This window comes from Inquilinus ginsengisoli, from assembly GCF_050434925.1.
GTDB lineage: Bacteria > Pseudomonadota > Alphaproteobacteria > DSM-16000 > Inquilinaceae > Inquilinus > Inquilinus ginsengisoli_B.
Window position 1 is genome coordinate 1,871,436 of sequence record NZ_JBNDJK010000001.1, and the last position, 23,364, is coordinate 1,894,799.

The following is a 23,364-nucleotide window of genomic DNA, read 5'->3' on the forward strand; positions in this document are numbered from 1 at the left end:
GGCGATGCTCAACCTCTCCGAATTTCGCAAGACGGCCGCGCAGCTCGCAGACGTGCTTCCCTGGGCGGCCCTGGTCGCGCCCGGAATCGTGCTGAACAAGGATGGCAGCTTCCAGCGCAGCGCGCGCTATCGCGGGCCAGATCTCGATTCCGCCACTCCTGCCGAACTGGTGGGCGCTACGGCGCGCCTCAACAATGCCCTGCGCCGGCTTGGCTCCGGGTGGGCCATCTTTGCCGAGGCGCGCCGACAGCCGGCTGAGAGCTATCCCGAAGGCCGCTTTCCGGATCCGGTCTCGGCGCTTGTGGAGGCCGAACGCAGGGCACAGTTCGAGGAAGCGGGCAGCCACTACGACAGCGCGTACTTCCTCACCTTCGTCTGGCTGCCGCCGGCCGAGGAGGTCTCGAGGGTCGAATCCTGGCTCTACGAGGGCCGCCGCCGCGGCGTCGATCCCTGGGAACTGCTGCGCGGCTACATCGACCGGACCGATCGCATCCTGAAGCTGATCGAGGGCTTCGTGCCGGAAGCGACCTGGCTCGACGATGCAGAGACGCTGTCCTATCTCCATGCCTGCATATCGACCCGACGCCAGCGGGTGGCGGTGCCGGAGGTGCCGATGCATCTCGACGCGCTTCTGGCCGACGAGCCGCTCGTCGCCGGTCTCGAGCCGCGGCTCGGCGCCGCGCATCTGAGATCGCTGACGGTCATCGGATTCCCCGGCGCGACCTTTCCCGGCATCCTCGACGAGCTGAATGGCCTCGCCTTCTCCTATCGCTGGTCGACGCGAGCGATCTGCCTCGACAAGACCGACGCGGCGCGGCTCCTCACCCGCATCCGGCGGCAGTGGTTCGCCAAACGCAAATCGATTGCGGCGATCCTCAAGGAGGTGATGACCAACGAGGCCACGGCGCTGATCGATACCGATGCCCACAACAAGGCGATGGATGCGGACGCCGCGCTGCAGGAGCTTGGGACCGATGCCCTCGGCCAAGTCTACGTCACCGCGACCGTCACCGTGTGGGATCAGGATCCGGCTGCCGCCGCCGAGAAGCTGCGCCTCATCGAGAAGGTGATCCAGGGCCGCGACTTCACGTGCATCGCCGAGACAGTCAACGCCGTCGAGGCCTGGCTCGGCAGCGTGCCGGGACATGTCTACGCCAATGTGCGGCAGCCGCCGGTTTCGACCTTGAACCTCGCCCACATGGTTCCACTCTCCGCGGTCTGGGCCGGGCCCGACCGGGATGTCCACCTCGATGGTCCGCCCTTGTTCCACGGCCGGACCGAGGGCTCGACCCCCTTCCGCTTCGCGCTCCATGTCGGCGACGTCGGCCATACGCTGGTGATCGGACCGACCGGCGCCGGGAAGAGCGTGCTGCTGGCGCTGATGGCACTGCAGTTCCGGCGCTATGCGCGGTCCTTGATCTTCGCCTTCGACTTCGGAGGCTCGATCCGGGCCGCCTGCCTCGCCATGGGCGGGGACTGGCACGATCTCGGCGACAGCCTTGCCGACCGCAACGAGGACGGCGTCACCCTGCAGCCGCTTGCCGACGTCGACGACGGCGCGGAGCGCGGCTGGGCCGCCGAATGGGTGGCCGCCCTCCTGCTCAAGGAGGGCGTCGCGATAGGCCCCGAGGACAAGGAGCACCTCTGGTCGGCCCTGAGCTCGCTCGCCTCCGCACCGGTGAGCGAGCGGACTCTCACGGGGCTTTCCGTGCTGCTGCAATCCGCCGTGCTGAAGCGGGGGCTGCAGCCCTATTGCCTCGACGGGGCGTATGGCCGGCTGCTCGACGCCGAGGCCGAGCATCTCGGCAACGCCGATGTCCAGGCGTTCGAAACGGAGGGCCTGATCGGTACAGGCGCTGCGCCCGCCGTACTGTCATACCTGTTCCATCGCATCGACCGGCGCCTCGACGGCCGTCCGGCCCTGATCCTGATCGACGAAGGCTGGCTGGCCCTCGCCGATCCTGGCTTCGGGGCGCAGTTGCGCGAATGGCTGAAGACCTTGCGCAAGAAGAACGCCGCGGTGGTCTTTGCGACCCAGTCCCTTGCCGATATCGAGACCAGCAGCATCGCGCCGGTGATCGTCGAGAGCTGCCCGACCCGATTGTTTCTGCCCAACGAACGGGCGATCGAGCCGCAGATCGCCGCAATGTACCGCCGGTTTGGGCTCAATGAACGGCAGATCGAGATCCTCGGCCGGGCGATCCCGAAGCGCGACTACTACTGCCAATCCCGGCGCGGCAACCGCTTGTTCGAGCTCGGCCTCGGAGACGCCGCGCTCGCATTCTGCGCCGCCTCGTCGAAGGCCGACCAGCTGGCCATTGCCGACACGCTGGCCACCCACGGCCGGGACGGCTTCGCCGAGGCCTGGCTTCGCCGCCGCGGTCTCGGCTGGGCGGCCGACCTCCTGCCCCAACTCAACGTGGAGCCCGCTCGATGACCTGTCGCCGCCTCTGCGCCGCGCTGATCGCTGGCGCCGTCCTGAACGCCCCGGCTGCTGCCCAGGCCGCCTGGATCGTGTTCGACCCGAAGAATTACGCCGAGAACCTGCTCTCGGCCGCCCGGGCCCTGGAGCAGATCAAGAACCAGGTCACCAGCCTTCAGAACGAAGCGCAGATGCTGTTGAACCAGGCTCGCCAGCTCGCCTCCCTGCCGACCTCGGTGCTCGGCGAAATCGACGGCTCGTTCTCCGAAATCCAAGGCTTGCTGCGTCAAGCCGACCGGATCGCATACGATGTCGGGTCGATTGAGAGCGCCTTTCGCCAGTACCGGGATCTCGACGCGGATCTCAGCGATCAAGCCCTCATCGCCGGCGCCCGAGACCGGTGGCAGACCTCAGTCTCAGCGTTCCAGCACGCGCTGACGATCGGGGCCGGGGTGGTAAACGAGCTGCCGGTAACGCAGACCGTGACCGGCAGGCTCGTCGACGCCAGCCAGGGGGCCGTCGGCGTGCTGCAGGCGACCCAGGCCGGCAACCAGCTTCTCGCCGTACAGGCCAAGCAGGTGGCCGACCTGACGGCGCTGCTCGCGGCCCAGGGGCGTGCCGAGGCACTGGAGCAGGCGCGCCGGGCCGCGGCCGAGCAGCAGGCTGCAGAACAACGCCGGCGCTTCCTGGCCGCGGGCGCCGCCTACCAGCCCTCACCGGTCACGATGTTCCACGAGTGAGGCCATGGAGCCCATAAAACTCGTTCGCCTGGCGACGCTTGCCCTGCTCGGCGCTGGGTTCCTGGCGACCGCGCTCGTCGTCCGCCGCGAACCGGAGACACCGGTAATACGCATCTTGTCCCAGCATCAGAACGATCTCTCGGCCGAGCTCGCCCGATGCCGATCTCTCGGCCTTGCCGGGCCCGAGGATCCGGTCTGCCGAGATACCTGGGACCAGGTCCGTGACCGCTTCCTCGGCAAGGTCGAGGAGGAGCGTTGACATGGGCGGCATCGGCGTCATCGACCGCTTTCTCGAGGTCTTCACCCGATACATCGATTCCGGGTTCGGGCTGCTGAGGGGTGATGTCGCATTCCTGTCCTCGACCCTGATCGCGATCGATATCACGCTGGCGGGTCTCTTCTGGGCGCTGGCCGCCGATGAAGACGTTCTCGCACGGCTGATCCGCAAGACGCTCTTCATTGGCGTCTTCGCCTTCCTGATCGGCAACTTCAACGGCCTGGCCCGCATCGTGTTCGAGAGCTTCGCGGGGCTGGGCCTCGAAGCGTCGGGCTCGGGAGTCGGCTTGGCCGAATTCCTCCAGCCGGGCCGCCTCGCACGGGTCGGCCTCGACGCGAGCCGGCCGATCCTGGCGGCCGCGGGCGAGCTCATGGGTTTTGTCTCCTTCTTCGACAACTTCGTCCAGATCTTCGTGCTGCTGATCGCCTGGCTGGTGGTGCTGGTGGCATTTTTCCTCCTGGCGGTGCAGCTCTTCGTCACTCTGATCGAATTCAAGATCACGACCCTCGCCGGGTTCGTCCTGCTGCCCTTCGGCCTCTTCGGCAAGACCGCCTTCCTGGCCGAAAAGGTGCTCGGCAACGTGGTCGCCTCAGGTGTGAAGGTGCTGGTGCTCGCGGTGATCGTCGGCATCGGCACGGGCCTCTTCGGCGAGTTCACCCGCGGCTTCGGCGAGGCCCAGCCGACACTGGAGGACGCGCTGGCGCTAGTGCTCGCCGCGCTCTCTCTTCTCGGCCTTGGCCTCTTCGGGCCCGGCATCGCGACCGGCCTAGTCTCGGGTGCCCCGCAGCTCGGCGCCGGCGCTGCGGCCGGAACGGCGCTCGCGGCCGGCGGCCTCGCCCTCGCCGGCGGCACGGCAGCAGCCGGAGCCGTCTCGGCCGCGGCCCGCCTGGGTGCTGCGGGCGGCCGCTTCACTGGCGGCCTTGCGGTCGAGCGACAGCTGGAACGCCGGGCGGAGCTCAGCCGCGAAATCCGGGCGCTCGGCGGTCAGGGTGGAGGAGGGGCGTCGCCCGGAGCTGGTGGGCCGATCCCGCCGTCGGCGCCACGAGAGCCCTCGACTCCGTCCGCAGCGGCCGGCGGCGCTCCCGGCTGGGCTCAGCGCCTGAAGCACGCTGAGTCCGTCCGGCACGGCGTCGCGGCCGCCACCCACACCGTGCGCTCCAGCGACCACGGCGGCGGCTCGGCCTCCGTCTCCCTCGCTGAGGAGGATCACCGATGAACCCGTTCCGCCGCTCCTCGGTCCGATACGGCCGGGCGCCTGCGCCCGAGACGCCGTACCAGAAGGCGGCACAGCTCTGGGACGAGCGCATCGGCTCGGCCCGGGTCCAAGCCCGCAACTGGCGGTTCATGGCTTTCGGATGCCTTGTGCTCGCCGGCGGCCTCGGCGCCGGTCTCCTCTGGCAGGCGGCCCGTGGCACTGTCGTGCCCTGGGTGGTCGAGGTCGATCGGCTGGGCCAGGTCCAGGCGGTGGCGCCCGCCAGCGCCGGCTACCAGCCGACCGACCCTCAGATCGCCTGGCATCTCGCCCGCTTCATCGAGGATGTGCGGGGTTTTCCGGCCGATCCGGTGGTGGTGCGGCAGGCTTGGCTGCGCGCCTATGAGTTCGTCACCGATCGCGGCGCCGTCGCGCTCAACGAATACGCACGCGTGAGCGATCTCTTCGGCAAGATCGGCCGCCAGCAGGTTGCGGTCGAGGTGTCGAGCGTCATCCGCGCCTCTGGCGACAGCTTCCGAGTCGCCTGGGTCGAACGTCGTTTCGAGAATGGCAGCCTGGCCGCCACCGAGCGCTGGACTGCGATCCTCACCATCATCGTCGACCCGCCGCACGATGCTGACGGACTGCGCCGCAACCCCCTCGGCATCTACGTCAACGCCATCAACTGGTCGAAGGAGCTCGGCTGATGCGCCTCCTGCTGGTCCTTTGCATTCTGCCACTCGCCGCCTGCGGAAGCGGCACGCCCTCGATCCGGTACGACGAGCCGGTCGAGGCAGTGCGGCTTCCGGAGCCGCCGAAGCCGGTCGACATCGTCGAGGTGCCGAAGCCCTTGCCCTTGCCCGGGCAGTTGAAGCCGCTGCCCGGCGGCAAGCGGGCGCCGCCCGAGCCGTCCGATCCGAAGCTGCGGGTCAGCCGCGCCAATGCCGCGGCCCGAATGCAGCCGAGCCGCGACGGCTACGTCAATGCGGTGCAGGTCTTTCCCTATTCCGCCGGAGCGCTGTATCAGGTCTACACCGCACCCGGGCAGGTCACCGACATCGCGCTCCAGCCTGGCGAAGGCCTCGTCGGCTCGGGGCCGGTGGCCGCCGGCGACACGGTGCGCTGGATCGTCGGCGACACGGAAAGCGGGGCAGGGGCATCGCGCCGAGTCCATATCCTGGTAAAGCCAACCCGGCCGGACCTCGTGACGAACCTCGTCATCAACACCGACCGGCGCACCTATCTAATCGAGCTGCGCTCGACGACCGAGACCTACATGGCGGCCGTGTCGTGGCAGTACCCGGAGGACGAGCTGATCGCGCTGCGGCATCGGAATGTCGAGGCCGAAGCGGCGGCGCCGGTCGCGACTGCCATCGACCTGGCGCGGCTGCGCTTCCGCTATCGCATCGAGGGCGACGACCCGCCCTGGCGGCCGATCCAGGCCTTCGACGACGGCGCGAAGGTATACATCGAATTTCCCCGCGGGGTGGGCCAGGGTGAGATGCCGCCGCTCTTCGTGATCGGCGCGGAAGGTGATGCCCAGCTCGTCAACTACCGAGTCCGGCAGAACTATTATGTCGTCGACCGGCTCTTCGCTGCCGCCGAGCTGCGGCTTGGGGCCGGCGAGCAGCAGGTGGTCCGGATCGTGCGGACCGATGCCCGATGACCGGAGAGGCTGAGCTCAGAGCAGCGTTGCGCCTGCATCCGGAGCGGCCGTCCGTCGCAAGACTGTCGCGCAGGGCGCTCGTTGCCGCGGCGGCATTGGCCGCGATGGCCGTGCTCGGCGCCCTGGTCTGGGCGCTCGACGATGGCCGCCAGGCGGAGCCTCAACAGGAGCTCTACAGCACCGAGCGCAGGACGACGGCCGAGGGCTTGGCCACGCTGCCCAGGGACTATGCCGGCGTCCCGCAGCTCGGGCCGCCGCTGCCCGGCGACCTCGGCCGGCCGATCCTTCGAGCGCAGGAACAGGGGCGGCCGGTGACGCCGCCGACCGGGCCCGGCGTCGACCCGCTACAGCAGCGGATCGCCCAGGAGCAGGAGGCGGCGCGAACCAGCAAGCTGTTCATCGGCCGTGGCCAGCCCAGGAATACGGAATCCGCCCATTCGGGCATTGCAGATGGCTCCACGACCCCGGGATCGATCGAGGACCCTCTGGCGAGCGCTTCGGGGCAGGGAAACGAACTCGACGCCCGCGGGGCGGCCGCCGATCGGACCACAGTGAGCCCGGACCGGCTGCGGAATTCCCCGTCGCCCTATCTGCTCCAGGCGGGCTCGGTGATCGCAGCGGCGCTCGTCACCGGCCTCAGGTCCGATCGGCCGGGACAGGTGATCGCCCGGGTGACGGAGAACGCCTTCGACAGCGCGTCAGGCAGGCACCTGCTGGTGCCGCAAGGCTCGCTGCTGGTCGGCACCTATGACAGCCGGATCGGCTTCGGGCAGGACAGCGTGCTCCAGGTCTGGACCCGACTCATCCTTCCGAATGGCAAATCGATTGTTCTGGAACGGTTGCCGAGCATGGATACGGAAGGCCATGCCGGCCTCGAGGACGAGGTCGATCACCATTGGGGCCGGCTGTTCGCCGCTGCGGCGCTCTCCTCGATCCTCGGCGTCGGCACCGGTCTGGATGCCGGCAGCGATGAGAGCGGGATCCTGCAGGCGCTGCGGCGTGCCGGCGGCGACACCCTGGACGATGTCGGGCAGGAGGTGGTCCGGCGAAATCTCGACATCCCTCCGACCATCACGGTGCGGCAAGGCTTCCCGGTCCGGGTGATGGTCAGCCGTGACCTCCTTCTGGAACCCTATCGGGAGTGACTGACGATGGCGAAGCTCAAGCTGGGAGCGGTGCTCGACGACAGGCCGGTCAAGCTCACGGTCGATCTGCCTGCCGCCGTTCATCGGGATCTCGTCGCCTATGCCGAGCTGCTCGGGCGGGACAGCGGTACGGCGATAGAGCCTGTCCGTCTGGTCGTGCCGATGCTCATGCGGTTCATGGCGTCCGACCGTGGCTTCGCGACGGCGAGGCGTTCTCTGGGTACCAGGGGCGGCGCCGCCGGTATCCCGAAGTGACTACGCCCGGCGCTCGGCAAGGCTGCGAAGCAGACGGACGAACCGGCGCAGGGCGGGATTGTCGTTGGAACGAAGCCAGGCTGCCGAGATCGGGAGCAGCGCGCCTTCCCCGACGATCGGCCGGAATGCGACGCCGGGATAGGCCAGCTCCACCAGGGTTTCGGGAACGATGGTGATGCCGAATCCCGCGCCGACGAGGCCCAGGATGTTGTCGCGCGAGGTCAGGTGCAGAGAGGTCGTCGGGAAGTGCCCGTCGCTCGCGATCCTGCCGATCAGAAAATTGTAGACGACGGCGCCGCTCTCGAAGGTTCGGACGAGCCAGTGCTCCCGCCGAAGATCCCGCCACTCGACGGTCTCGGAGGCAATCAGGCGATGATCCTGCGGAAGCGCGACGAAGATCTGCTCTTGCCAAAGCGGCAGGCGTTCGACGTCGGGTGCCTCATAGCCTCCCGCGAGGACGCCCGCATCGATGCGCCGGGCCCGAAGCCATTCAAGCTGGTCGACCGGGCTCCCTTCCATGGTCTCGAGCACGACGTTCGGGTTCCGGTGGCGGAACTGCTCGAGGACGGCGCGGAGCCGACCTGTCACGAACGAGGGGAAGAATCCGAGCGTCAGCAACCCCGTCTCCACCCTGCCGTTGCGATCCGCCCGGTCGATTGCATGGTCGAGCAGCATGAGGATGTAGCGAGTGTCGCGGATGAACGACCGGCCGCCATGGGTCAGCCGCAGGCCGCCTGGATGACGGTCGAAGAGCGTTACTCCGATTGTTTCCTCGAGCTTCTGGATCTGGCGGCTGACCGCAGACTGCCGGATGCCCAAAGCCTCGGCAGCCCGGCGGAAGCTGAGATGCTCCGCCACGGCGATCAGGTATCTCAGCGATCGTAAATTGGGATCGAACATTTGGCTGATCACCGAACTTTGAACCTGCCCCGACTCGTCCGTCTCATTCCGAGTGTCTCATCCAGGGCGGCGGATGCGTCGCATTGCATGTTCAACCCCTTTGGCCGGAGCGTTGCGGCAGTCGGGAAGGTCAGTCAGAGGTATATCCCTCGACTGGCCACCCAGCGGCGTGCGGGATCTTCGAATAAGGAACTGCCCCGTCGGGGAGACGCGCAGGGGCATGCGATCGTGGCCACGATTGCGGCCGGTCGGGATTGAAGCCGTGAACTACGCTCCTCGCCATGGAGGTAGTGTCCGGTGATCGTTTCACCAAATTGGGTGGATGATCTAGCCGAACGGCCATCGTTCACGCGGACCGGTCAGCTTGCCCAATTGCGTCAGCGAATGCTGTGCCGTCACTCGCATGATGGTTGGTTGCGTGTCCCCGCAACCACCTTTGTTATAACTCGATACACATCGAGATCTGATCTAGAGCCCCGCCCCAAAAAGGCGGGGTTTTCTGCGGTGTGCCGAGCATGACTGACAGCTTGGAGGTGGAAGTCCTCTGTCCAGCCTGATGGCGGTGAAGGACTAGCGAAGCGCAAGGGCGTCGCCGCGAGGCGGGGTCTGAAGGAAGCGTGGAGCAAAGCCGCGGCCCGATGGACAAGAACCGGATATGAGGCCTACCCGGCCGGACGAGCGAGCCGTTGATCGCGAAGTCCAGGGCCATCAATGGCCGGGGTGGTAAATCCGGCGGGCGTGCGGTGAAGGCGGTCGGTCTTACCTCGGGAGGTCTGCGCCGTGTCCCTCGGGACTGAGGTGGCCGCAAGGCCGCCTGATCGCGGCGCAGAAGTCAGCTGAGGGCATAGTAGGCGGCGGTTGCCGCCGAAGGCCCGAACGGTGGAAGAGGCCAGTAGAGCGGCGATCTCGAGCGAGCCATGCGGCAGAAAGATCAGAGCAAGCTGACCCTGGGCCCCTCGGCGGAGGGTGAAGCCCCGAGCCTTGCGGCCCAGGCGACCGAAGCTCGCGCGGCGAGAGCCAGCCTCGAACGCCCGGCGGTCGCGGGACCGTCGATGGAGATCATCCTTGACCGAGAGAACCTGAAGACGGCGCTGGCACGAGTGCGGCGCAACAAGGGTGCGGCGGGGGTCGACGGCATGGATGTCGACGATCTGCCGGCCCACCTGAAGCGGCATTGGCCCGCGATCCGGGCTCAGCTGATCAACGGCACCTACAAGCCGCAGCCGGTGCGGCGGGTGGAGATCCCGAAGGCGTCGGGTGGCGTGAGGCCGCTCGGCATCCCGACGGTGCTCGACCGCTTCATCCAGCAGGCGGTGATGCAGGCGCTGCAGGCGGACTGGGACCCGACGTTCTCCGAGGCCAGCTTCGGCTTCCGGCCGGGGCGCTCGGCGCATCAGGCGGTGGCCCGGGCGCAGACCGATATTGCGTCCGGCTACGGCGTGGTGGTGGATCTCGACCTGGAGAAGTTCTTCGATCGGGTCAACCACGATATCCTGATGGGGCTGGTGGCCAAGCGGGTGGCCGACAAGTGCCTCCTGAAGCTGATCCGCGGCTTTCTGACCGCGGGCGTGCTGGAGGGCGGCCTCGTCGGCCCGACGGAGGAGGGGACGCCGCAAGGCGGACCGCTCTCGCCGCTGTTGCCGAACCTGATGCTGGACGTTCTGGACCAGGAGCTGGAGAAGCGCGGCCATCGCTTCGTCCGCTACGCCGACGACTGCAACATCTATGTGCGCAGCAGGCGGGCGAACGGGTGATGGCCGGCATCGAGCGGTTCCTGGCCAAGCGGCTCAAGCTGAAGGTCAACAGGGCCAAGAGCGCGGTCGCCAAACCGAGCGCCCGCAAGTTCCTGGGCTTCAGCTTCACCGGCGGAAGAGAGCCGCGGCGCCGGATCGCGCCGAAGGCCATCGACCGCTTCAAGGCGAAGGTCCGGGTCCTGACGCGGCGCACCCGCGGCGACAGCCTCAAGCAGATCATCGAGGAGCTGTCCGTCTACCTGATCGGGTGGCGCGGCTACTTCGGCTTCTGCCAGACCCCGTCGGTGCTGCGCGCACTCGACCAGTGGACCAGGCGGCGGCTCCGCGCCATCGCCTGGAAGCAATGGAAGCGCGGACCCAAGCGCTTTGCCGAGCTGCGACGCCACGGCGTCGGCCGGGATCTGGCGGCCCAGACCGCCGGCAGCCCACACGGCCACTGGCGGCTCAGCAACAGCCCCGCGCTCACCATTGCACTCCCCACCGCCGCACTTCAGTCCCTCGGTCTCGCCTCCATCGCCAACCCACTCCCCGCTTAATCCGCCGAACCGCCGGATACGGACCCGTACGTCCGGTGGTGTGGGAGGGGGGAGCCGCGAGGCTTCCCCCTATCCCGATTCCGGCCGAGTTTCCACAGGAAAGGCTAGGCTTGATCCGAGCGCCGAGGCCAGCACAGGAGTAGCGCACGACGCACGCTCCACCACCCCTTCACCGTCGGAAGGTCGGGCCAGATCGGCTGGTGCCTTCGTGGCGGCGGCGCTGTTCGCATTGCCGCTCAATCTTATGCGTGAGGAGCGCGATCACCGCACACGGCTTGCTGCGGACCAGTCACTGCGATGCCGTCGGGAATCTTCGCCGTTTTCCTTTGCTCCCGCTCGGAGCCCTTTGTCGTCTTGGAAATAGATATGCCCGGTATGCAGCTGATTGATGTGCTGAGTCCGGGGCAACAGATTTGGCGCGAACTGCGCGACCGTGACACCTCATGCAGACGACGCTGCTGGGCGTCCGGTCTCGCGCAGTCGAATATCCCAACCCCCGCAGCCGCGACATCGGACAGGGCACGGCTTGCGCGGTAGAGTGTTGATTCACCGGAACCGCACGAGGCGGCCGGCTTATTCAGGTGCCACGATGTCCAGAGAACCGATGATCCCGATCGTCGGCGTCGGCGCCTCCGCTGGCGGCGTCGAGGCGCTGCAAGGCTTTTTCGGCGGCATGCCGCAGGAGCCCGGCATGGCGTTCGTAATCGTGACCCACCTGAATCCCCAGCGCAAAAGCCTGCTGCACGAGGTGGTGGCGCGGCTCACCCCGATGCCCGTTCTGGTCGCAGCCCACGGCGTTCGGGTCGAGCGGGACCACGTCTACGTTCTCCCGTCGGACGCCATCCTGACGATCGCCGGCGGCACACTTGATGTCCGCAAGCCGGACCCTCTGCACCGGGAGCGCAAGCCGATCGACCTGTTCCTGAGCTCGCTGGCCGAGGACCGGGGCGAGTACGCGGCTGCCGCGATCCTGTCCGGAGGCGACGGCGACGGCACGCTGGGCGCCAAGGCGGTCAAGCAGCGCGGCGGTCTGACGCTGGCGCAGGTGGCCGACGGCCATGGGCCCGCCCATCCGGACATGCCGCAGACTGCCATCGCCACCGGGTTCATCGATCTCGCGGTCCCGGCGGCAGAGATGGGCCCTCAGCTCGTCGAATTCGCGCGGTCCCTGAACCAGCTGGACCGGTTGACGGAGAGCGCGAACACGGAGGACGAGAGGCTCAGCGCCGTGGAGGAGGTCAGGCTGGAGATCTGCGCAACCCTACGGAACCAGCTGGGCCACGACTTCGCCGGCTACAAGCCGAAAACCTTCCTGCGTCGGGTGCAGCGGCGCATGCAAATCAATCAACTGGCGACGATCGAAGCTTATCTGGATCGGCTTCGGGCAGATCCAACCGAGGTCGGCGTGCTGTTCCGCGACCTGCTGATCAACGTCACCAGTTTCTTCCGTGATGCCGATGCGTTTGAGACGCTGGCGCGGACGGTCATCCCGAAGCTGTTCGAGGGACGCGGCGCCGATGAGGCGATCCGTATCTGGGTGCCGGGATGCGCCACTGGCGAGGAGGTGTACTCCGTTGCGATTCTGATGCGCGAGCACATGGAGACGCTCAGCGCGGTTCCCAAGGTGCAGCTCTTCGCCACCGATATAGACGAGCACGCCCTGGCGATCGCGCGTACCGGCCGTTACCCGGAAGGTCTCCTCGACGGTGTCTCGCCCGATCGACGGCAGCGCTTCTTCTCCACAGACGGTGCTAGTTTTGTGATCGGAAAGGAGGTCCGCGACCTGTGCATCTTCTCTCCACATAGCGTGCTCCGCGATCCGCCGTTCTCGACGCTGGACCTGGTGTCCTGCCGGAACCTCCTGATCTATTTCGGCCCGGAGGCGCAGAGGCAGGTCATCCCTGTCTTCCACTACGCGTTGCGGCCCGGCGGCTATCTGTTCCTGGGCACGTCGGAGAATGTCAGCCAGTTCTCCGACTTGTTCGGCGCCGTCGACAAGAAACACCGGATCTTCCGCAGCCGGGATGATGGCGGGGAGATGGCCCGGCGGCTGCCGCTTTCGGTGGCCGGCCTGACACCGGGCAAGGCGCACGATTCACGCATTCGGCGGGCGGTGCCGGCAGCGGCGGGACTGCGGCACGCCGTCGAAGCCCGCGTGCTGGAGCAGTTCGCTCCTCCCCACGTCGTGATCAACCGCGATGGCGACGTGGTCCACTATTCGGCCCGAACCGGCAAGTACCTTGAACCCGCGGTCGGAATTCCGAACCGACACCTCGTTGCCATGGCCCGCCGCGGCCTGCGGCTGGACCTGCGCACCGCTCTGCGCGAGGCGGTCGAGACCGGGCGCACCATCGTCCGCGAGGGCCTTGCGGTCGAAAGCGACGACGAGCGGGTCCAGATCATCACCCTGACGATCGAGCCCATGGCCCGGAACGAAAGCGAAGAGCCGCTGTTCCTGGTGCTTTTTGCCGACCAGGGTGCCACGCTCAGCCGGGAGGAGGCCCTGGCCCGGCTGCAGGTGCCCGCTGATGGCGCGGCCCTGCAACTCGAACGCGAGCTGCGGGACACGCGGGAGCGCCTGCAGTCGCTGGTCGAGGAATACGAGACGGCGCTGGAAGAGCTGAAATCGAGCAACGAGGAGCTGGTCTCGGTCAATGAGGAGTCGCAGTCGACCAACGAAGAGCTCGAGGCCTCCAAGGAGGAACTGCAGTCGCTGAACGAAGAGCTGCATACCGTCAACAGCGAGCTCAACTCCAAGGTTGATGCGCTTGACCTCGCCAACAGCGATCTGCAGAACCTGTTCGAAAGCAGCCAGCTGGCGACGGTCTTCCTGGACAAGAATCTCGTCATCCGCAGCTTCACCCCGGCAGTGGCCGACATCTTCAACATCCTGCCCGGGGACCGCGGCCGACCCCTGACGGATCTGACCAGCCGCATCAGCCTGCCGACCTTGACCGAGGATGTGCGGACGACGCTGGAGGCTGGAAACAGCATGGAGCGGCGCGTCGAGGCGGTCGAGAATGATCGGACCTATCTGGTCCGGCTCGCGCCTTACCGCAACTCCTTGAATCGCATCGATGGTGTCGTGGTTACTTTCGTGGACGTGACCTCGCTGGCCCGCGCCGAAGAGCACCAGCGAACTCTCGTCTCCGAGTTGAACCACCGGGTCAGGAACATGTTGGCGATCGTCATTGCCGTTGCCGAACAGACTGTCCGCGGCGCCGCTTCGATCGAGGCGTTCCACGAGACATTCGTCGGCAGGCTTCAGGCGATGGCGACATCCTATTCGCTCCTCTCGGAAGAGAGCTGGACGGAGACTTCGATCAAGACCCTGGCGCGCGAGCAGCTGGCGCCGTTCGGCAAGCGCCGGGTGAAGCTGGACGGCCCGGAAATCCGGCTGAAGCCGAAATGCGCGCTTTCGCTCGGGATGGTCTTACACGAGCTCGCGACCAATGCCGGCAAGTACGGTGCACTGTCGATGCCCGAGGGGGAGGTGTCCGTGACATGGTCGCAGAAGAAAAACGACATCAAAGTTGTCTGGAAGGAAACCGGCGGACCTGCTCCGACAGCGCCGGCGAAGCCCGGCTTCGGACTGAAGCTCGTCGAGCGCGAAACCCAGCATGCCCTGGGCGGCAAGTCCGAGTTGAGATTCGCGCCTGAAGGGTTGGTCGTCACTTTGCGGTTTGAGCTGTAGCAGAGGCGCGAATGGGCCGCACAGACTGGAATGCCAAGCTTCTGATCGTCGAGGATGAGTGGCTCCTGGCGGAGCAGATAGCAGGTGCGTTGACCGCTGCGGGCTTCAATGTGATGCCACCCGTCCCCTCGGTGGCCACGGCGCTGTCGGCGATCGACCATGAGAGGGTAGGAGCTGCCGTTCTCGACATACGGTTGAACGGCGAGGACAGTTTCGAGCTCGCCCGGGAGCTTGAGCGCCGAGGAATTCCCTTCATCTTCGCCAGCGGGCATGTGCGGGCGGAGATCCCAGGAGATTTGTGCGGCCACCCCGTGCTCGCCAAGCCCATCCGAGTAGGAGAGCTGGTCGAGACGCTACAGGCGGTTATTGCTTCCTAGAGTGCACGACCGAATGCGATGCCGGCGCTGGCTCGCAGATCGGCGCGCATCGAGGAATCAGTGCCCGCTTGAGGCCGGGTCAGTGGTCCGATGATCGCACATCGGCGTGCGTGAACGTAGATGGTTGCGTGTCCCCGCAACCACCTTTGTTATAACTCGATACACATCGAGATCTGATCCAGAGCCCCGCCCCAAAAAGGCGGGGTTTTCTGCGGTGTGCCGAGCATGACTGACAGCTTGGAGGTGGAAGTCCTCTGTCCAGCCTGATGGCGGTGAAGGACTATCGAAGCGCAAGGGCGTCGCCGCGAGGCGGGGTCTGAAGGAAGCGTGGAGCAAAGCCGCGGCCCGATGGACAAGAACCGGATATGAGGCCTACCCGGCCGGACGAGCGAGCCGTTGATCGCGAAGTCCAGGGCCATCAATGGCCGGGGTGGTAAATCCGGCGGGCGTGCGGTGAAGGCGGTCGGTCTTACCTCGGGAGGTCTGCGCCGTGTCCCTCGGGACTGAGGTGGCCGCAAGGCCGCCTGACCGCGGCGCAGAAGTCAGCTGAGGGCATAGTAGGCGGCGGTTGCCGCCGAAGGCCCGAACGGTGGAAGAGGCCAGTAGAGCGGCGATCTCGAGCGAGCCATGCGGCAGAAAGATCAGAGCAAGCTGACCCTGGGCCCCTCGGCGGAGGGTGAAGCCCCGAGCCTTGCGGCCCAGGCGACCGAAGCTCGCGCGGCGAGAGCCAGCCTCGAACGCCTGGCGGTCGCGGGACCGTCGATGGAGATCATCCTTGACCGAGAGAACCTGAAGACGGCGCTGGCACGAGTGCGGCGCAACAAGGGTGCGGCGGGGGTCGACGGCATGGGTGTCGACGATCTGCCGGCCCACCTGAAGCGGCATTGGCCCGCGATCCGGGCTCAGCTGATCAACGGCACCTACAAGCCGCAGCCGGTGCGGCGGGTGGAGATCCCGAAGGCGTCGGGTGGCGTGAGGCCGCTCGGCATCCCGACGGTGCTCGACCGCTTCATCCAGCAGGCGGTGATGCAGGCGCTGCAGGCGGACTGGGACCCGACGTTCTCCGAGGCCAGCTTCGGCTTCCGGCCGGGGCGCTCGGCGCATCAGGCGGTGGCCCGGGCGCAGACCGATATTGCGTCCGGCTACGGCGTGGTGGTGGATCTCGACGTGGAGAAGTTCTTCGATCGGGTCAACCACGATATCCTGATGGGGCTGGTGGCCAAGCGGGTGGCCGACAAGTGCCTCCTGAAGCTGATCCGCGGCTTTCTGACCGCGGGCGTGCTGGAGGGCGGCCTCGTCGGCCCGACGGAGGAGGGGACGCCGCAAGGCGGACCGCTCTCGCCGCTGTTGCCGAACCTGATGCTGGACGTTCTGGACCAGGAGCTGGAGAAGCGCGGCCATCGCTTCGTCCGCTACGCCGACGACTGCAACATCTATGTGCGCAGCAGGCGGGCGAACGGGTGATGGCCGGCATCGAGCGGTTCCTGGCCAAGCGGCTCAAGCTGAAGGTCAACAGGGCCAAGAGCGCGGTCGCCAAACCGAGCGCCCGCAAGTTCCTGGGCTTCAGCTTCACCGGCGGAAGAGAGCCGCGGCGCCGGATCGCGCCGAAGGCCATCGACCGCTTCAAGGCGAAGGTCCGGGTCCTGACGCGGCGCACCCGCGGCGACAGCCTCAAGCAGATCATCGAGGAGCTGTCCGTCTACCTGATCGGGTGGCGCGGCTACTTCGGCTTCTGCCAGACCCCGTCGGTGCTGCGCGCACTCGACCAGTGGACCAGGCGGCGGCTCCGCGCCATCGCCTGGAAGCAATGGAAGCGCGGACCCAAGCGCTTTGCCGAGCTGCGACGCCACGGCGTCGGCCGGGATCTGGCGGCCCAGACCGCCGGCAGCCCACACGGCCCCTGGCGGCTCAGCAACAGCCCCGCGCTCACCATTGCACTCCCCACCGCCGCACTTCAGTCCCTCGGTCTCGCCTCCATCGCCAACCCGCTCCCCGCTTAATCCGCCGAACCGCCGGATACGGACCCGTACGTCCGGTGGTGTGGGAGGGGGGAGCCGCGAGGCTTCCCCCTATCCCGATCTGGATGACACCAAATCTTCAGGTTCCAGAGGAATTGATCCGTCAGGACAGCATACCGGGTTACATCAATCTCCGAACCGGCGCAGCCGGCATCCGGGATAAGCCCACGTGAACCGAGCCGAAGATCCCCGGTAGAAGTCTGGCCAGCGGGGCGTAAGCGCTGGATTGGAACTCCTTCCTCGGGGAAGACGTGGATCGCGGATTGCAGAAAGCCGGCGCAGTTGGAGCAACTGGTGCCTGCTGTACGCTTCGTCTAGAGCACCGAGTTGCGGCGACCGCTCAGTCCAGCCGCATCCCGACGGTTCCCAGGATCGTCGCCAGCCCGGCCGAGAGGCCGCGCAGCGAGAGTTCCGGCTCGACGTCGATCCACTCCTCCAGGGAATGCGCGCGGCCCCCGGTGCCGCCGGAGCCGAGGCAGATCGCAGGGACGCCGAGGCTCATCGGGATGTTGGCGTCGGTGGAGCTGGCCTTGGTCGCGGGGGCGAAGCCGAAGGCCGGCAGCGCCGTGAGCGCGGCCTGGACGATCCGCTCGCGGTGGTCGGTGCGGCCGGCCGGGCGGTTGCCGATGCGCTTCATCTCGGCGATGATCCGGCCGGCGGCGGTGTCGCCGCGGGCGTTCTCCCCGGCCACGGCCTCGTCGACTAGAGCATGCAGGCGGGCATCGAGCCGGCCGAGCTCCGACTGGCTTTCGGAGCGGAGATCGATCTCCACCCACACCTCGTTCGGGATCGCGTTAATCGAGGTGCCGCCGCCGAAGACCGAGGCGCAGTGGGTCGTGCGCGGCTCGGCCGGCACTTCGACCCGCGACAGGCCCAGCACCACACCGGCCATCGCATGCGCCGGGTTGACGGTGCCGAAGGCGTTCAGCGAATGCCCGCCCGGGCCTCGGAAGGTCACCCGGTAGCGGTAGGACCCGACGGCCGCCGTCGTAATTGTGTCGAGCTCCAGCCCATCGATGGTGAAGAAGGCCGTGACCCGGTCGCGCAACGGGCCTTCGGTGAACAGGTGGCGGACGCCGCGCAGGTCGCCCTTGCCTTCCTCGCCGACGTCGCCGACGAAGAGGAGGTCCTGCTCGGTCTCGATTCCGGCGGCGTCGAGCGCGCGGATGAAGGCCAGCAGCACTGCGAGGCCGCGCGTGTCGTCGCCCACGCCGGGCGCGAAGAGCTTCGTGCCCTCCCGCCGGACGGTGCAGTCCGTGCCCTTGGGGAAGACAGTGTCGAGATGGGCGGCGACGACGACCATCTGGCCGTTGGCCCGGCCGCGGCGGATGCCGGTGACGTTGCCGATGGCGTCGCGGCCCACCGCCTCGAGCCCGAGCTCGCGGAACATCGCCTCATAGGCCAGCGCACGGCGCTCCTCCTTGAAGGGAGGCGAGGGGATCTCGGTCAGCATGATGATCTCCTCGACCAGGCGGTCATGCTGGCTGCGGAGCGCTGCGATGGCCGCCTGGAACTGCGGCGAGGCGATGATCTGCGGGATCTCGTAGGTCATGGATTGCCTTTGCGGGCCGATCAGGCGGCCCCTTTCGGTCAAGAAGCGCGGCGGACGGGGTCAGGCGTTGACAGTTGCGGGTCCGGTGCCGAGCGCGGCGACATCGGGCAGCCGATCATCGAACCAGATCCCGGCGGCGGCAACCGACATGGCGCGGCCGTCATGGGCAACGCCGGGCACCTCGGTGAACCGCCAGTTGAAGGCGCAGCCGAGGATGCCGGCCATCGCCTTGCCCACGGCGTGGTAGTTGCGGGCGCGGTGCAGGCGCCCCGGTCCCTGGGCCACCGCCTCGGGCTGCGAGGGCAGGTTGTCGGCGGTGGCCTCGCTGTCCTTCGACCCGGCCATCACATGGAGCGGGCTCTCCAGCAGCCGCTTGAGGCCGGGCTCGCCGAGGCCGGTCCCGGCGAGGCCGGCGGGAAAGGGCGTGTCGAGTGTCGGCAGGGAGTACCAGCCGGAATTGGCGGCGGCCACGGCCGCGAACGGGCCGAAGCCGACCAGGGACACCATCCGGTGCAGGAACTGCCCGCCCGCGGAATGGCCGAAGATGCGGGCGCGGCCCGGCGCCATCACCCCGGCCTCGACCAGCGCGGCGGCGACCAGCGCCGGCACCCGGTAGATCCAGGTATCGGCCGGTGCGATCTGCCCCTTAACGTCACGCACCATGCCGTCGTTGTAGTTCTCCGCGCCCTTGAAACCGTCGTTGGAGAAAGTCGGCGCCACGATCAGCAGGCCGTGCCGGTCCGCCGCGGGGATCCAGAAGTCGCGGTACTCGTCGCCGTTACGCAGCATGCCGTGCTGGACGAAGACCACGTCCTTGCCCGGCCCGTAGCCGGCGGAGCGGTAAGCGTGAAGCACGATCTCGCGACCGGGCTGGCCCTCGAAATTGAATGGGATCGCACGGGTCCCATGGCTCTCAAGAAGGGACTGAAGCGTCATTTGGGTCTCGTTCATCGGCGAAGAGGTGGCAGGACACCGTGCGGCCGGTGCCGATCGCGCGCAGCGTCGGCGCCTCGATGCGGCATCGGTCCATGGCGAAGGCACAGCGCGGGTGAAAGGCGCAGCCTGGGGGAGGGCGCAGCGGCGAGGGAAGCTCCCCCCGCACGGCATGGAAGCGGCGCTTGCGGTTCCTGACCGAAGGGATCTCGGACAGCAGCGTGCGGGTGTAGGGGTGTGCCGGGGTGGCGAACAGCTCCGCGGCGGGCGCAAACTCGACGATCTGGCCCAGATACATGATGGCCACGCGGTCTGCCACGTGGTGCACGACCGAGAGATCGTGGCTGATGAACAAGTAGGTCAGCGCCCGCCGTGCCCGCAGCTCAAGGAACAGGTTGATGACCTGCGCCTGAATCGAGACGTCGAGTGCCGCGATCGGCTCGTCGCAGACCAGCAGGTCCGGCTCGACGATCAGCGCCCGGGCGATGCCGATCCGCTGGCGCTGCCCGCCGGAGAACTGGTGCGGATAGCGGTCGCGGTAGGACGGGTCGAGCCCGACCTCGGCCAGCGCCCCGTCGACCCGTTCGCGAATGGCCGGCCCGCCCCGCGCCAGACGATGGACCCGCAGCGGTTCGGCCAGGATGTCGCCGACGCGCTGGCGCGGGTTGAGCGAGGCGTAGGGATCCTGGAAGATCATCTGGACGCCGAGGGTGAAATCGCGCCGGGCCTTGGGCGTCATCTCGTCCATCGCGACGCCGTTGTAGCGGATGCGGCCCGCGGTCGGCCGGGTGATGCCGGTGATCATCCGCCCCAGCGTGGACTTGCCGCAGCCGGATTCGCCGACCAGGCCCAGGACCTCGCCGCGCCGCACGCTGAGGTCGACCGACCGTACCGCGCGCGCCACGGGGATGTCCGGCCGGCGTCCGACCAGGCTGAGCAGGCGTTCGGCCAGAAGCGGCTGTCGGGTGAAGGTGCGGCCGAGCCCCTCGGCGTCGAGGATCGCGTCCGTGTTCATGCGGCGGCATCCTCGGGCAGCGGGTGATGGCAGCGCCAGCGCCGGCCGGACGGCCCGGCGGTCTCGGGCGGCTCTACCCGGCGACAGATGTCGGTCGCGCGGTCGCAGCGCGGATGGAAGGCGCAGCCCGCGGGGCGCGCGGACAGCGGCGGCGCGGTGCCCTCGATCTGGCGCAGCCTGTCGCCCCGCGCCGTGTCGCCGGGGACGGAGTTGAGCAGCCCGCGGGTATAGGGATGGCGCGGCCGGTCGAGCACGTCGTCGGTCGCGCCGATCTCGACGATGTCGCCGGCATACATGACCGCGATCCGGTCCGCCAGCTCCGCCACCACGCCGAGATCGTGGGTGATCCAGATCATCGCGGTGCCGGTCTCGCGCTGCAGCGCCTGCATCTCGGCGATGATCTGGCCCTGGATCGTCACGTCGAGGGCGGTGGTCGGTTCGTCGGCGATGATCAGGTCGGGGTTGTTGAGCAGGGCGATGGCGATCGCCACCCGCTGGCGCATCCCGCCCGAGAACTCGTGCGGATATTGCGAGAGCCGTGTCTCGGGAGAGGTGATGCCGACCTTGCGCAGGCTGTCGAGGCACCGGCGGCGAACCTCGGCGCGGGCGATGCGGGCGTGTTCCAGGATCGCCTCGGCCATCTGCTCGCCGATCGTCAGGACGGGGTTCAGCGTCGTCAGCGGATCCTGGAAGATCATCGCCAGTGCCGCGCCCCTGAGCTGGCGCTGCGCCTCAGGCGGCAGGGCGAGCAGGTCCCGGCCCTTGAAGATCACCTCGCCCTGCGTGATCTCTCCCGGCCGGTCGACCAGACCGAGGATCGAGAAGCCGGCCACGGATTTGCCGGAGCCGGATTCCCCTACCAAGCCGAGAACCTCGCCGGCAGTGAGCGTGAAGCTGAGCCCGTTCACGGCGGGCCAGGCCCCGTGGACGTCGTGGAAGACCGTCTGCAGGTTCTTCACCTCCAATACGGGAGTAAGAGGCAGCACGGTGGGCCGGTCGTCGGTCATGCGCGTTTCGGATCGAGCGCCGTCCGCAGCCGGTCGCCGACGAGGTTGAGGGAGAAGATCAGGATCAGCAGCGCGATCCCGGGATAGAGGCTGATCCAGTAGTCGCCGCTCATCAGATAGTCGAAGCCGCTGGCGACGAGCAGGCCGAGCGACGGCTGGGTCACCGGCACGCCGACGCCGAGGAAGGACAGGGTGGCCTCCAGGGTGATGGCCGAGGCGACATGCACGGTCGCGATCACCAGCACCGCGTTCAGGCTGTTCGGCATGATGTGGCGGAACATCACCCGGAGCTGGGGATAGGCCAGGTTGTAGGCAGCCTCGACATATTCCTTGGCGCGCTCGCCCAGTGCGGCCGAGCGCATGATGCGGGCATAATTGGCCCACTGCACGACGACGATGGCGATGATGACCTTGTCGATGCCGCGTCCGATCACCGCAAGCAGGACCAGCGCCACCAGCATGGAAGGGAAGCCCAGGATGAAGTCGACGAACCGCATCAGTAGGGATTCGACGCGCCCGCCCAGCACGGCCGCGACCAGCCCGACCGTGACGCCGATCGCCAACGAGATCGCGGTCGAGACCAGGCCAACGAGCAGGCTGATGCGCATGCCGTAGAAGATCGCCGACAGCAGGTCGCGCCCCTGGCTGTCGGTGCCGAGCCAGTACACCGTGCCGTCCATGCCTTCGGACCCCGGCGGCAGGCGGCTGTCCATGATGCTGAACGAGGCAAGGTCGTAGGGATACTGCTGCGCCAGCAGGGGCAGCAGCAGGCCGATCAGGACGATCGCGGCCAGGGCGATCAGCGCGCCGCGGATGCGCGGACGGCGCTTCAGCCCGGCGAGGATCGCCCGGCGCGCGGGCGTGTCTTTCAGCGGTGGTCGGGTGGCGACGGTCACGACATGCGCTCCACCAGCTTCACGCGCGGGTCGAGCGCCGCATAGGCGAAATCGACGAGCAGGTTGATCACCACGAAGATGAAGGTCACGAGCATCACGTAGGAGACGATGACCGGGCGGTCGAGCTGGTAGATGCTGGTGATCAGCAGCTTGCCCATGCCCGGCCAGGCGAAGACCGTCTCGGTGATGGTCGAGAACGCCAGCAGCGAGCCGAACTCCATGCCCAGGACGGTGACGATCGGGCTCAGGATGTTGCGCAGGATGTGGCGGCGGACGATGCGCCGGCTGCCGACGCCCTTGGCGCGGGCGAATTTGACATAGTCCTGGCTGCGGGCTTCGGCCGCCCCGGCCGCGGTCAACCGGATCATCAGCGCGATGTTGGGGATCGATAGGTTGAGCACGGGCATTGCCAGGTGCCGCCACCCGTCGAGAGTGAGGAAGCTGAACGGGATGCCGATGACCGAGACCGTGTCGCCGCGGCCGGAGGCGGGCAGGAGGCGCAGCCAGACGGCGAAGATCAGGATCAGCACCAAGCCCTTCCAGAAGCTCGGGATCGAGTAGCCGAAGATCGAACCGGTCATCACCGCCCCGGAGAGGCGGCTGCCGTCGTTCAGGCCTGCCCACAGGCCGATCGGAATGCCGATGAGGCTGGCGACCAGCAGTGACAGCGTCACCAGCTCGAAGGTCGCGGGCAGGCGGCTGAGGATCAGGCGAAGGGCCGGCTCGCCATGCACGAAGGAGGTCCCCATGTCGCCATGCAGCGCGTTCCACAGGAAGGTGGCGTATTGCGTCCAGACCGGCTGGTCGAGGCCCAGCCGCGCGATCAGCTCCTGCCGCTCGAGCTGGGTGGCGTCGGGGCTGATCAGCAGGTCGGCCGGGTTGCCGATGGCATAGACCGCGAGGAACACGGCCACCGACACGGCGAAGAGCACCGCGATGCTCTGCAGAAGGCGCTGGAAGGCGTAGAGCGTCATGTCTGCCGGCC

General features: G+C 67.7%; 21 protein-coding genes. 14 read left to right on the plus strand and 7 right to left on the minus strand.

The genetic code is table 11. From position 1 onward, the window contains the following. Nucleotides 1-4 precede the first annotated feature (4 nt). Genes trbE through QFZ27_RS09030 form a run of 8 tightly spaced genes read left to right on the plus strand, consistent with a single transcriptional unit; the run spans nt 5 to nt 7,697 of the window. Nucleotides 5-2,437, plus strand: a complete 2,433-nt coding sequence (gene trbE, locus QFZ27_RS08995) for a conjugal transfer protein TrbE (RefSeq protein WP_429225847.1) — start codon at nt 5-7, stop codon at nt 2,435-2,437. Further along, nucleotides 2,434-3,162: a P-type conjugative transfer protein TrbJ gene (trbJ, locus tag QFZ27_RS09000; protein WP_429225848.1), complete on the plus strand. Its 729-nt coding sequence runs from the start codon at nt 2,434-2,436 to the stop codon at nt 3,160-3,162. The genes trbE and trbJ overlap by 4 nt, the downstream gene beginning before the upstream one ends. Nucleotides 3,163-3,166: 4 nt before the next feature. Further along, the gene (gene trbK-alt, locus QFZ27_RS09005) at nt 3,167-3,421 is read left to right on the plus strand and encodes a putative entry exclusion protein TrbK-alt (protein ID WP_429225849.1); all 255 of its coding nucleotides are present in this window, start codon (nt 3,167-3,169) and stop codon (nt 3,419-3,421) included. A gap of 1 nt (nt 3,422) precedes the next feature. Then, nucleotides 3,423-4,655 (plus strand): P-type conjugative transfer protein TrbL, encoded by a 1,233-nt coding sequence (trbL, locus tag QFZ27_RS09010; protein ID WP_429225850.1) that lies wholly within the window; start codon nt 3,423-3,425, stop codon nt 4,653-4,655. Then, nucleotides 4,652-5,338, plus strand: a complete 687-nt coding sequence (gene trbF / locus QFZ27_RS09015; RefSeq protein WP_429225852.1) for a conjugal transfer protein TrbF — start codon at nt 4,652-4,654, stop codon at nt 5,336-5,338. Before trbL ends, trbF begins: the two co-directional genes overlap by 4 nt. Beyond that, nucleotides 5,338-6,297, plus strand: a complete 960-nt coding sequence (gene trbG / locus QFZ27_RS09020) for a P-type conjugative transfer protein TrbG (RefSeq protein WP_429225854.1) — start codon at nt 5,338-5,340, stop codon at nt 6,295-6,297. The genes trbF and trbG overlap by 1 nt, the downstream gene beginning before the upstream one ends. Continuing rightward, a complete protein-coding gene (locus QFZ27_RS09025) occupies nt 6,294-7,442 on the plus strand; it encodes a TraB/TrbI/VirB10 family type IV secretion system protein (RefSeq protein ID WP_429225855.1) in 1,149 nt (382 codons plus the stop codon). The genes trbG and QFZ27_RS09025 overlap by 4 nt, the downstream gene beginning before the upstream one ends. A 6-nt stretch (nt 7,443-7,448) precedes the next feature. After that, on the plus strand, nt 7,449-7,697 hold the full coding sequence (locus QFZ27_RS09030) for a DUF2274 domain-containing protein (RefSeq protein ID WP_429225856.1): 249 nt from the start codon (nt 7,449-7,451) through the stop codon (nt 7,695-7,697). Here QFZ27_RS09030 and QFZ27_RS09035 read toward each other — a convergent pair whose 3' ends face one another. Further along, on the minus strand, nt 7,698-8,597 hold the full coding sequence (locus tag QFZ27_RS09035; RefSeq protein ID WP_429225857.1) for a LysR family transcriptional regulator: 900 nt from the start codon (nt 8,595-8,597) through the stop codon (nt 7,698-7,700). Between the two features lie 917 nt (nt 8,598-9,514). Here QFZ27_RS09035 and ltrA (QFZ27_RS09040) point away from each other — a divergent pair. The 6 genes from ltrA (QFZ27_RS09040) to QFZ27_RS09065 all read left to right on the plus strand — a co-directional run bounded on the left by ltrA (QFZ27_RS09040) (nt 9,515) and on the right by QFZ27_RS09065 (nt 16,958). Continuing rightward, nucleotides 9,515-10,351, plus strand: coding sequence for a group II intron reverse transcriptase/maturase (ltrA, locus tag QFZ27_RS09040; RefSeq protein WP_429225858.1), 837 nt, complete (start codon nt 9,515-9,517; stop codon nt 10,349-10,351). After that, nucleotides 10,351-10,887 carry a group II intron maturase-specific domain-containing protein gene (locus QFZ27_RS09045; protein WP_429225859.1) on the plus strand — a complete coding sequence of 179 codons (537 nt, stop codon included), beginning with the start codon at nt 10,351-10,353 and terminating at the stop codon, nt 10,885-10,887. The genes ltrA (QFZ27_RS09040) and QFZ27_RS09045 overlap by 1 nt, the downstream gene beginning before the upstream one ends. 604 nt (nt 10,888-11,491) lie before the next feature. Next, nucleotides 11,492-14,581 (plus strand): CheR family methyltransferase, encoded by a 3,090-nt coding sequence (locus QFZ27_RS09050; protein ID WP_429225861.1) that lies wholly within the window; start codon nt 11,492-11,494, stop codon nt 14,579-14,581. A gap of 11 nt (nt 14,582-14,592) precedes the next feature. Then, nucleotides 14,593-14,958 carry a response regulator gene (locus tag QFZ27_RS09055; protein WP_429225862.1) on the plus strand — a complete coding sequence of 122 codons (366 nt, stop codon included), beginning with the start codon at nt 14,593-14,595 and terminating at the stop codon, nt 14,956-14,958. A gap of 627 nt (nt 14,959-15,585) precedes the next feature. Next, nucleotides 15,586-16,422: a group II intron reverse transcriptase/maturase gene (ltrA, locus tag QFZ27_RS09060; RefSeq protein WP_429225863.1), complete on the plus strand. Its 837-nt coding sequence runs from the start codon at nt 15,586-15,588 to the stop codon at nt 16,420-16,422. Continuing rightward, the gene (locus tag QFZ27_RS09065; RefSeq protein WP_429225864.1) at nt 16,422-16,958 is read left to right on the plus strand and encodes a group II intron maturase-specific domain-containing protein; all 537 of its coding nucleotides are present in this window, start codon (nt 16,422-16,424) and stop codon (nt 16,956-16,958) included. The genes ltrA (QFZ27_RS09060) and QFZ27_RS09065 overlap by 1 nt, the downstream gene beginning before the upstream one ends. A gap of 358 nt (nt 16,959-17,316) precedes the next feature. Here the strand turns inward: QFZ27_RS09065 and QFZ27_RS09070 are convergent, their stop codons facing one another. Genes QFZ27_RS09070 through QFZ27_RS09095 form a run of 6 tightly spaced genes read right to left on the minus strand, consistent with a single transcriptional unit; the run spans nt 17,317 to nt 23,353 of the window. Beyond that, nucleotides 17,317-18,528: a M20/M25/M40 family metallo-hydrolase gene (locus tag QFZ27_RS09070; RefSeq protein ID WP_429225865.1), complete on the minus strand. Its 1,212-nt coding sequence runs from the start codon at nt 18,526-18,528 to the stop codon at nt 17,317-17,319. A 60-nt stretch (nt 18,529-18,588) separates the two neighbouring features. Beyond that, nucleotides 18,589-19,383 carry an alpha/beta hydrolase family protein gene (locus tag QFZ27_RS09075; protein WP_429225866.1) on the minus strand — a complete coding sequence of 265 codons (795 nt, stop codon included), beginning with the start codon at nt 19,381-19,383 and terminating at the stop codon, nt 18,589-18,591. 58 nt (nt 19,384-19,441) lie between these two features. After that, entirely contained in the window at nt 19,442-20,476 is a 1,035-nt protein-coding gene (locus QFZ27_RS09080) for an ABC transporter ATP-binding protein (protein ID WP_429225867.1), read from the minus strand. Next, nucleotides 20,473-21,483, minus strand: coding sequence for an ABC transporter ATP-binding protein (locus QFZ27_RS09085; RefSeq protein WP_429225868.1), 1,011 nt, complete (start codon nt 21,481-21,483; stop codon nt 20,473-20,475). The genes QFZ27_RS09080 and QFZ27_RS09085 overlap by 4 nt, the downstream gene beginning before the upstream one ends. Next, nucleotides 21,480-22,379, minus strand: coding sequence for an ABC transporter permease (locus QFZ27_RS09090; protein ID WP_429225870.1), 900 nt, complete (start codon nt 22,377-22,379; stop codon nt 21,480-21,482). The genes QFZ27_RS09085 and QFZ27_RS09090 overlap by 4 nt, the downstream gene beginning before the upstream one ends. Continuing rightward, the gene (locus QFZ27_RS09095; protein WP_429225871.1) at nt 22,376-23,353 is read right to left on the minus strand and encodes an ABC transporter permease; all 978 of its coding nucleotides are present in this window, start codon (nt 23,351-23,353) and stop codon (nt 22,376-22,378) included. Before QFZ27_RS09095 ends, QFZ27_RS09090 begins: the two co-directional genes overlap by 4 nt. Nucleotides 23,354-23,364: the final 11 nt, after the last annotated feature.

Excerpts from the sequence above, each read along its gene's own strand:
- trbE (WP_429225847.1), top strand. The coding sequence starts at position 5 with ATGCTCAACCTCTCCGAATTTCGCAAGACGGCCGCGCAGCTCGCAGAC.
- trbJ (WP_429225848.1), top strand. The coding sequence starts at position 2,434 with ATGACCTGTCGCCGCCTCTGCGCCGCGCTGATCGCTGGCGCCGTCCTG.
- trbK-alt (WP_429225849.1), top strand. The coding sequence starts at position 3,167 with ATGGAGCCCATAAAACTCGTTCGCCTGGCGACGCTTGCCCTGCTCGGC.
- trbL (WP_429225850.1), top strand. The coding sequence starts at position 3,423 with ATGGGCGGCATCGGCGTCATCGACCGCTTTCTCGAGGTCTTCACCCGA.
- trbF (WP_429225852.1), top strand. The coding sequence starts at position 4,652 with ATGAACCCGTTCCGCCGCTCCTCGGTCCGATACGGCCGGGCGCCTGCG.
- trbG (WP_429225854.1), top strand. The coding sequence starts at position 5,338 with ATGCGCCTCCTGCTGGTCCTTTGCATTCTGCCACTCGCCGCCTGCGGA.
- QFZ27_RS09025 (WP_429225855.1), top strand. The coding sequence starts at position 6,294 with ATGACCGGAGAGGCTGAGCTCAGAGCAGCGTTGCGCCTGCATCCGGAG.
- QFZ27_RS09030 (WP_429225856.1), top strand. The coding sequence starts at position 7,449 with ATGGCGAAGCTCAAGCTGGGAGCGGTGCTCGACGACAGGCCGGTCAAG.
- QFZ27_RS09035 (WP_429225857.1), bottom strand. The coding sequence starts at position 8,597 with ATGTTCGATCCCAATTTACGATCGCTGAGATACCTGATCGCCGTGGCG.
- ltrA (WP_429225858.1), top strand. The coding sequence starts at position 9,515 with ATGCGGCAGAAAGATCAGAGCAAGCTGACCCTGGGCCCCTCGGCGGAG.
- QFZ27_RS09045 (WP_429225859.1), top strand. The coding sequence starts at position 10,351 with ATGGCCGGCATCGAGCGGTTCCTGGCCAAGCGGCTCAAGCTGAAGGTC.
- QFZ27_RS09050 (WP_429225861.1), top strand. The coding sequence starts at position 11,492 with ATGATCCCGATCGTCGGCGTCGGCGCCTCCGCTGGCGGCGTCGAGGCG.
- QFZ27_RS09055 (WP_429225862.1), top strand. The coding sequence starts at position 14,593 with ATGGGCCGCACAGACTGGAATGCCAAGCTTCTGATCGTCGAGGATGAG.
- ltrA (WP_429225863.1), top strand. The coding sequence starts at position 15,586 with ATGCGGCAGAAAGATCAGAGCAAGCTGACCCTGGGCCCCTCGGCGGAG.
- QFZ27_RS09065 (WP_429225864.1), top strand. The coding sequence starts at position 16,422 with ATGGCCGGCATCGAGCGGTTCCTGGCCAAGCGGCTCAAGCTGAAGGTC.
- QFZ27_RS09070 (WP_429225865.1), bottom strand. The coding sequence starts at position 18,528 with ATGACCTACGAGATCCCGCAGATCATCGCCTCGCCGCAGTTCCAGGCG.
- QFZ27_RS09080 (WP_429225867.1), bottom strand. The coding sequence starts at position 20,476 with ATGAACACGGACGCGATCCTCGACGCCGAGGGGCTCGGCCGCACCTTC.
- QFZ27_RS09085 (WP_429225868.1), bottom strand. The coding sequence starts at position 21,483 with ATGACCGACGACCGGCCCACCGTGCTGCCTCTTACTCCCGTATTGGAG.
- QFZ27_RS09095 (WP_429225871.1), bottom strand. The coding sequence starts at position 23,353 with ATGACGCTCTACGCCTTCCAGCGCCTTCTGCAGAGCATCGCGGTGCTC.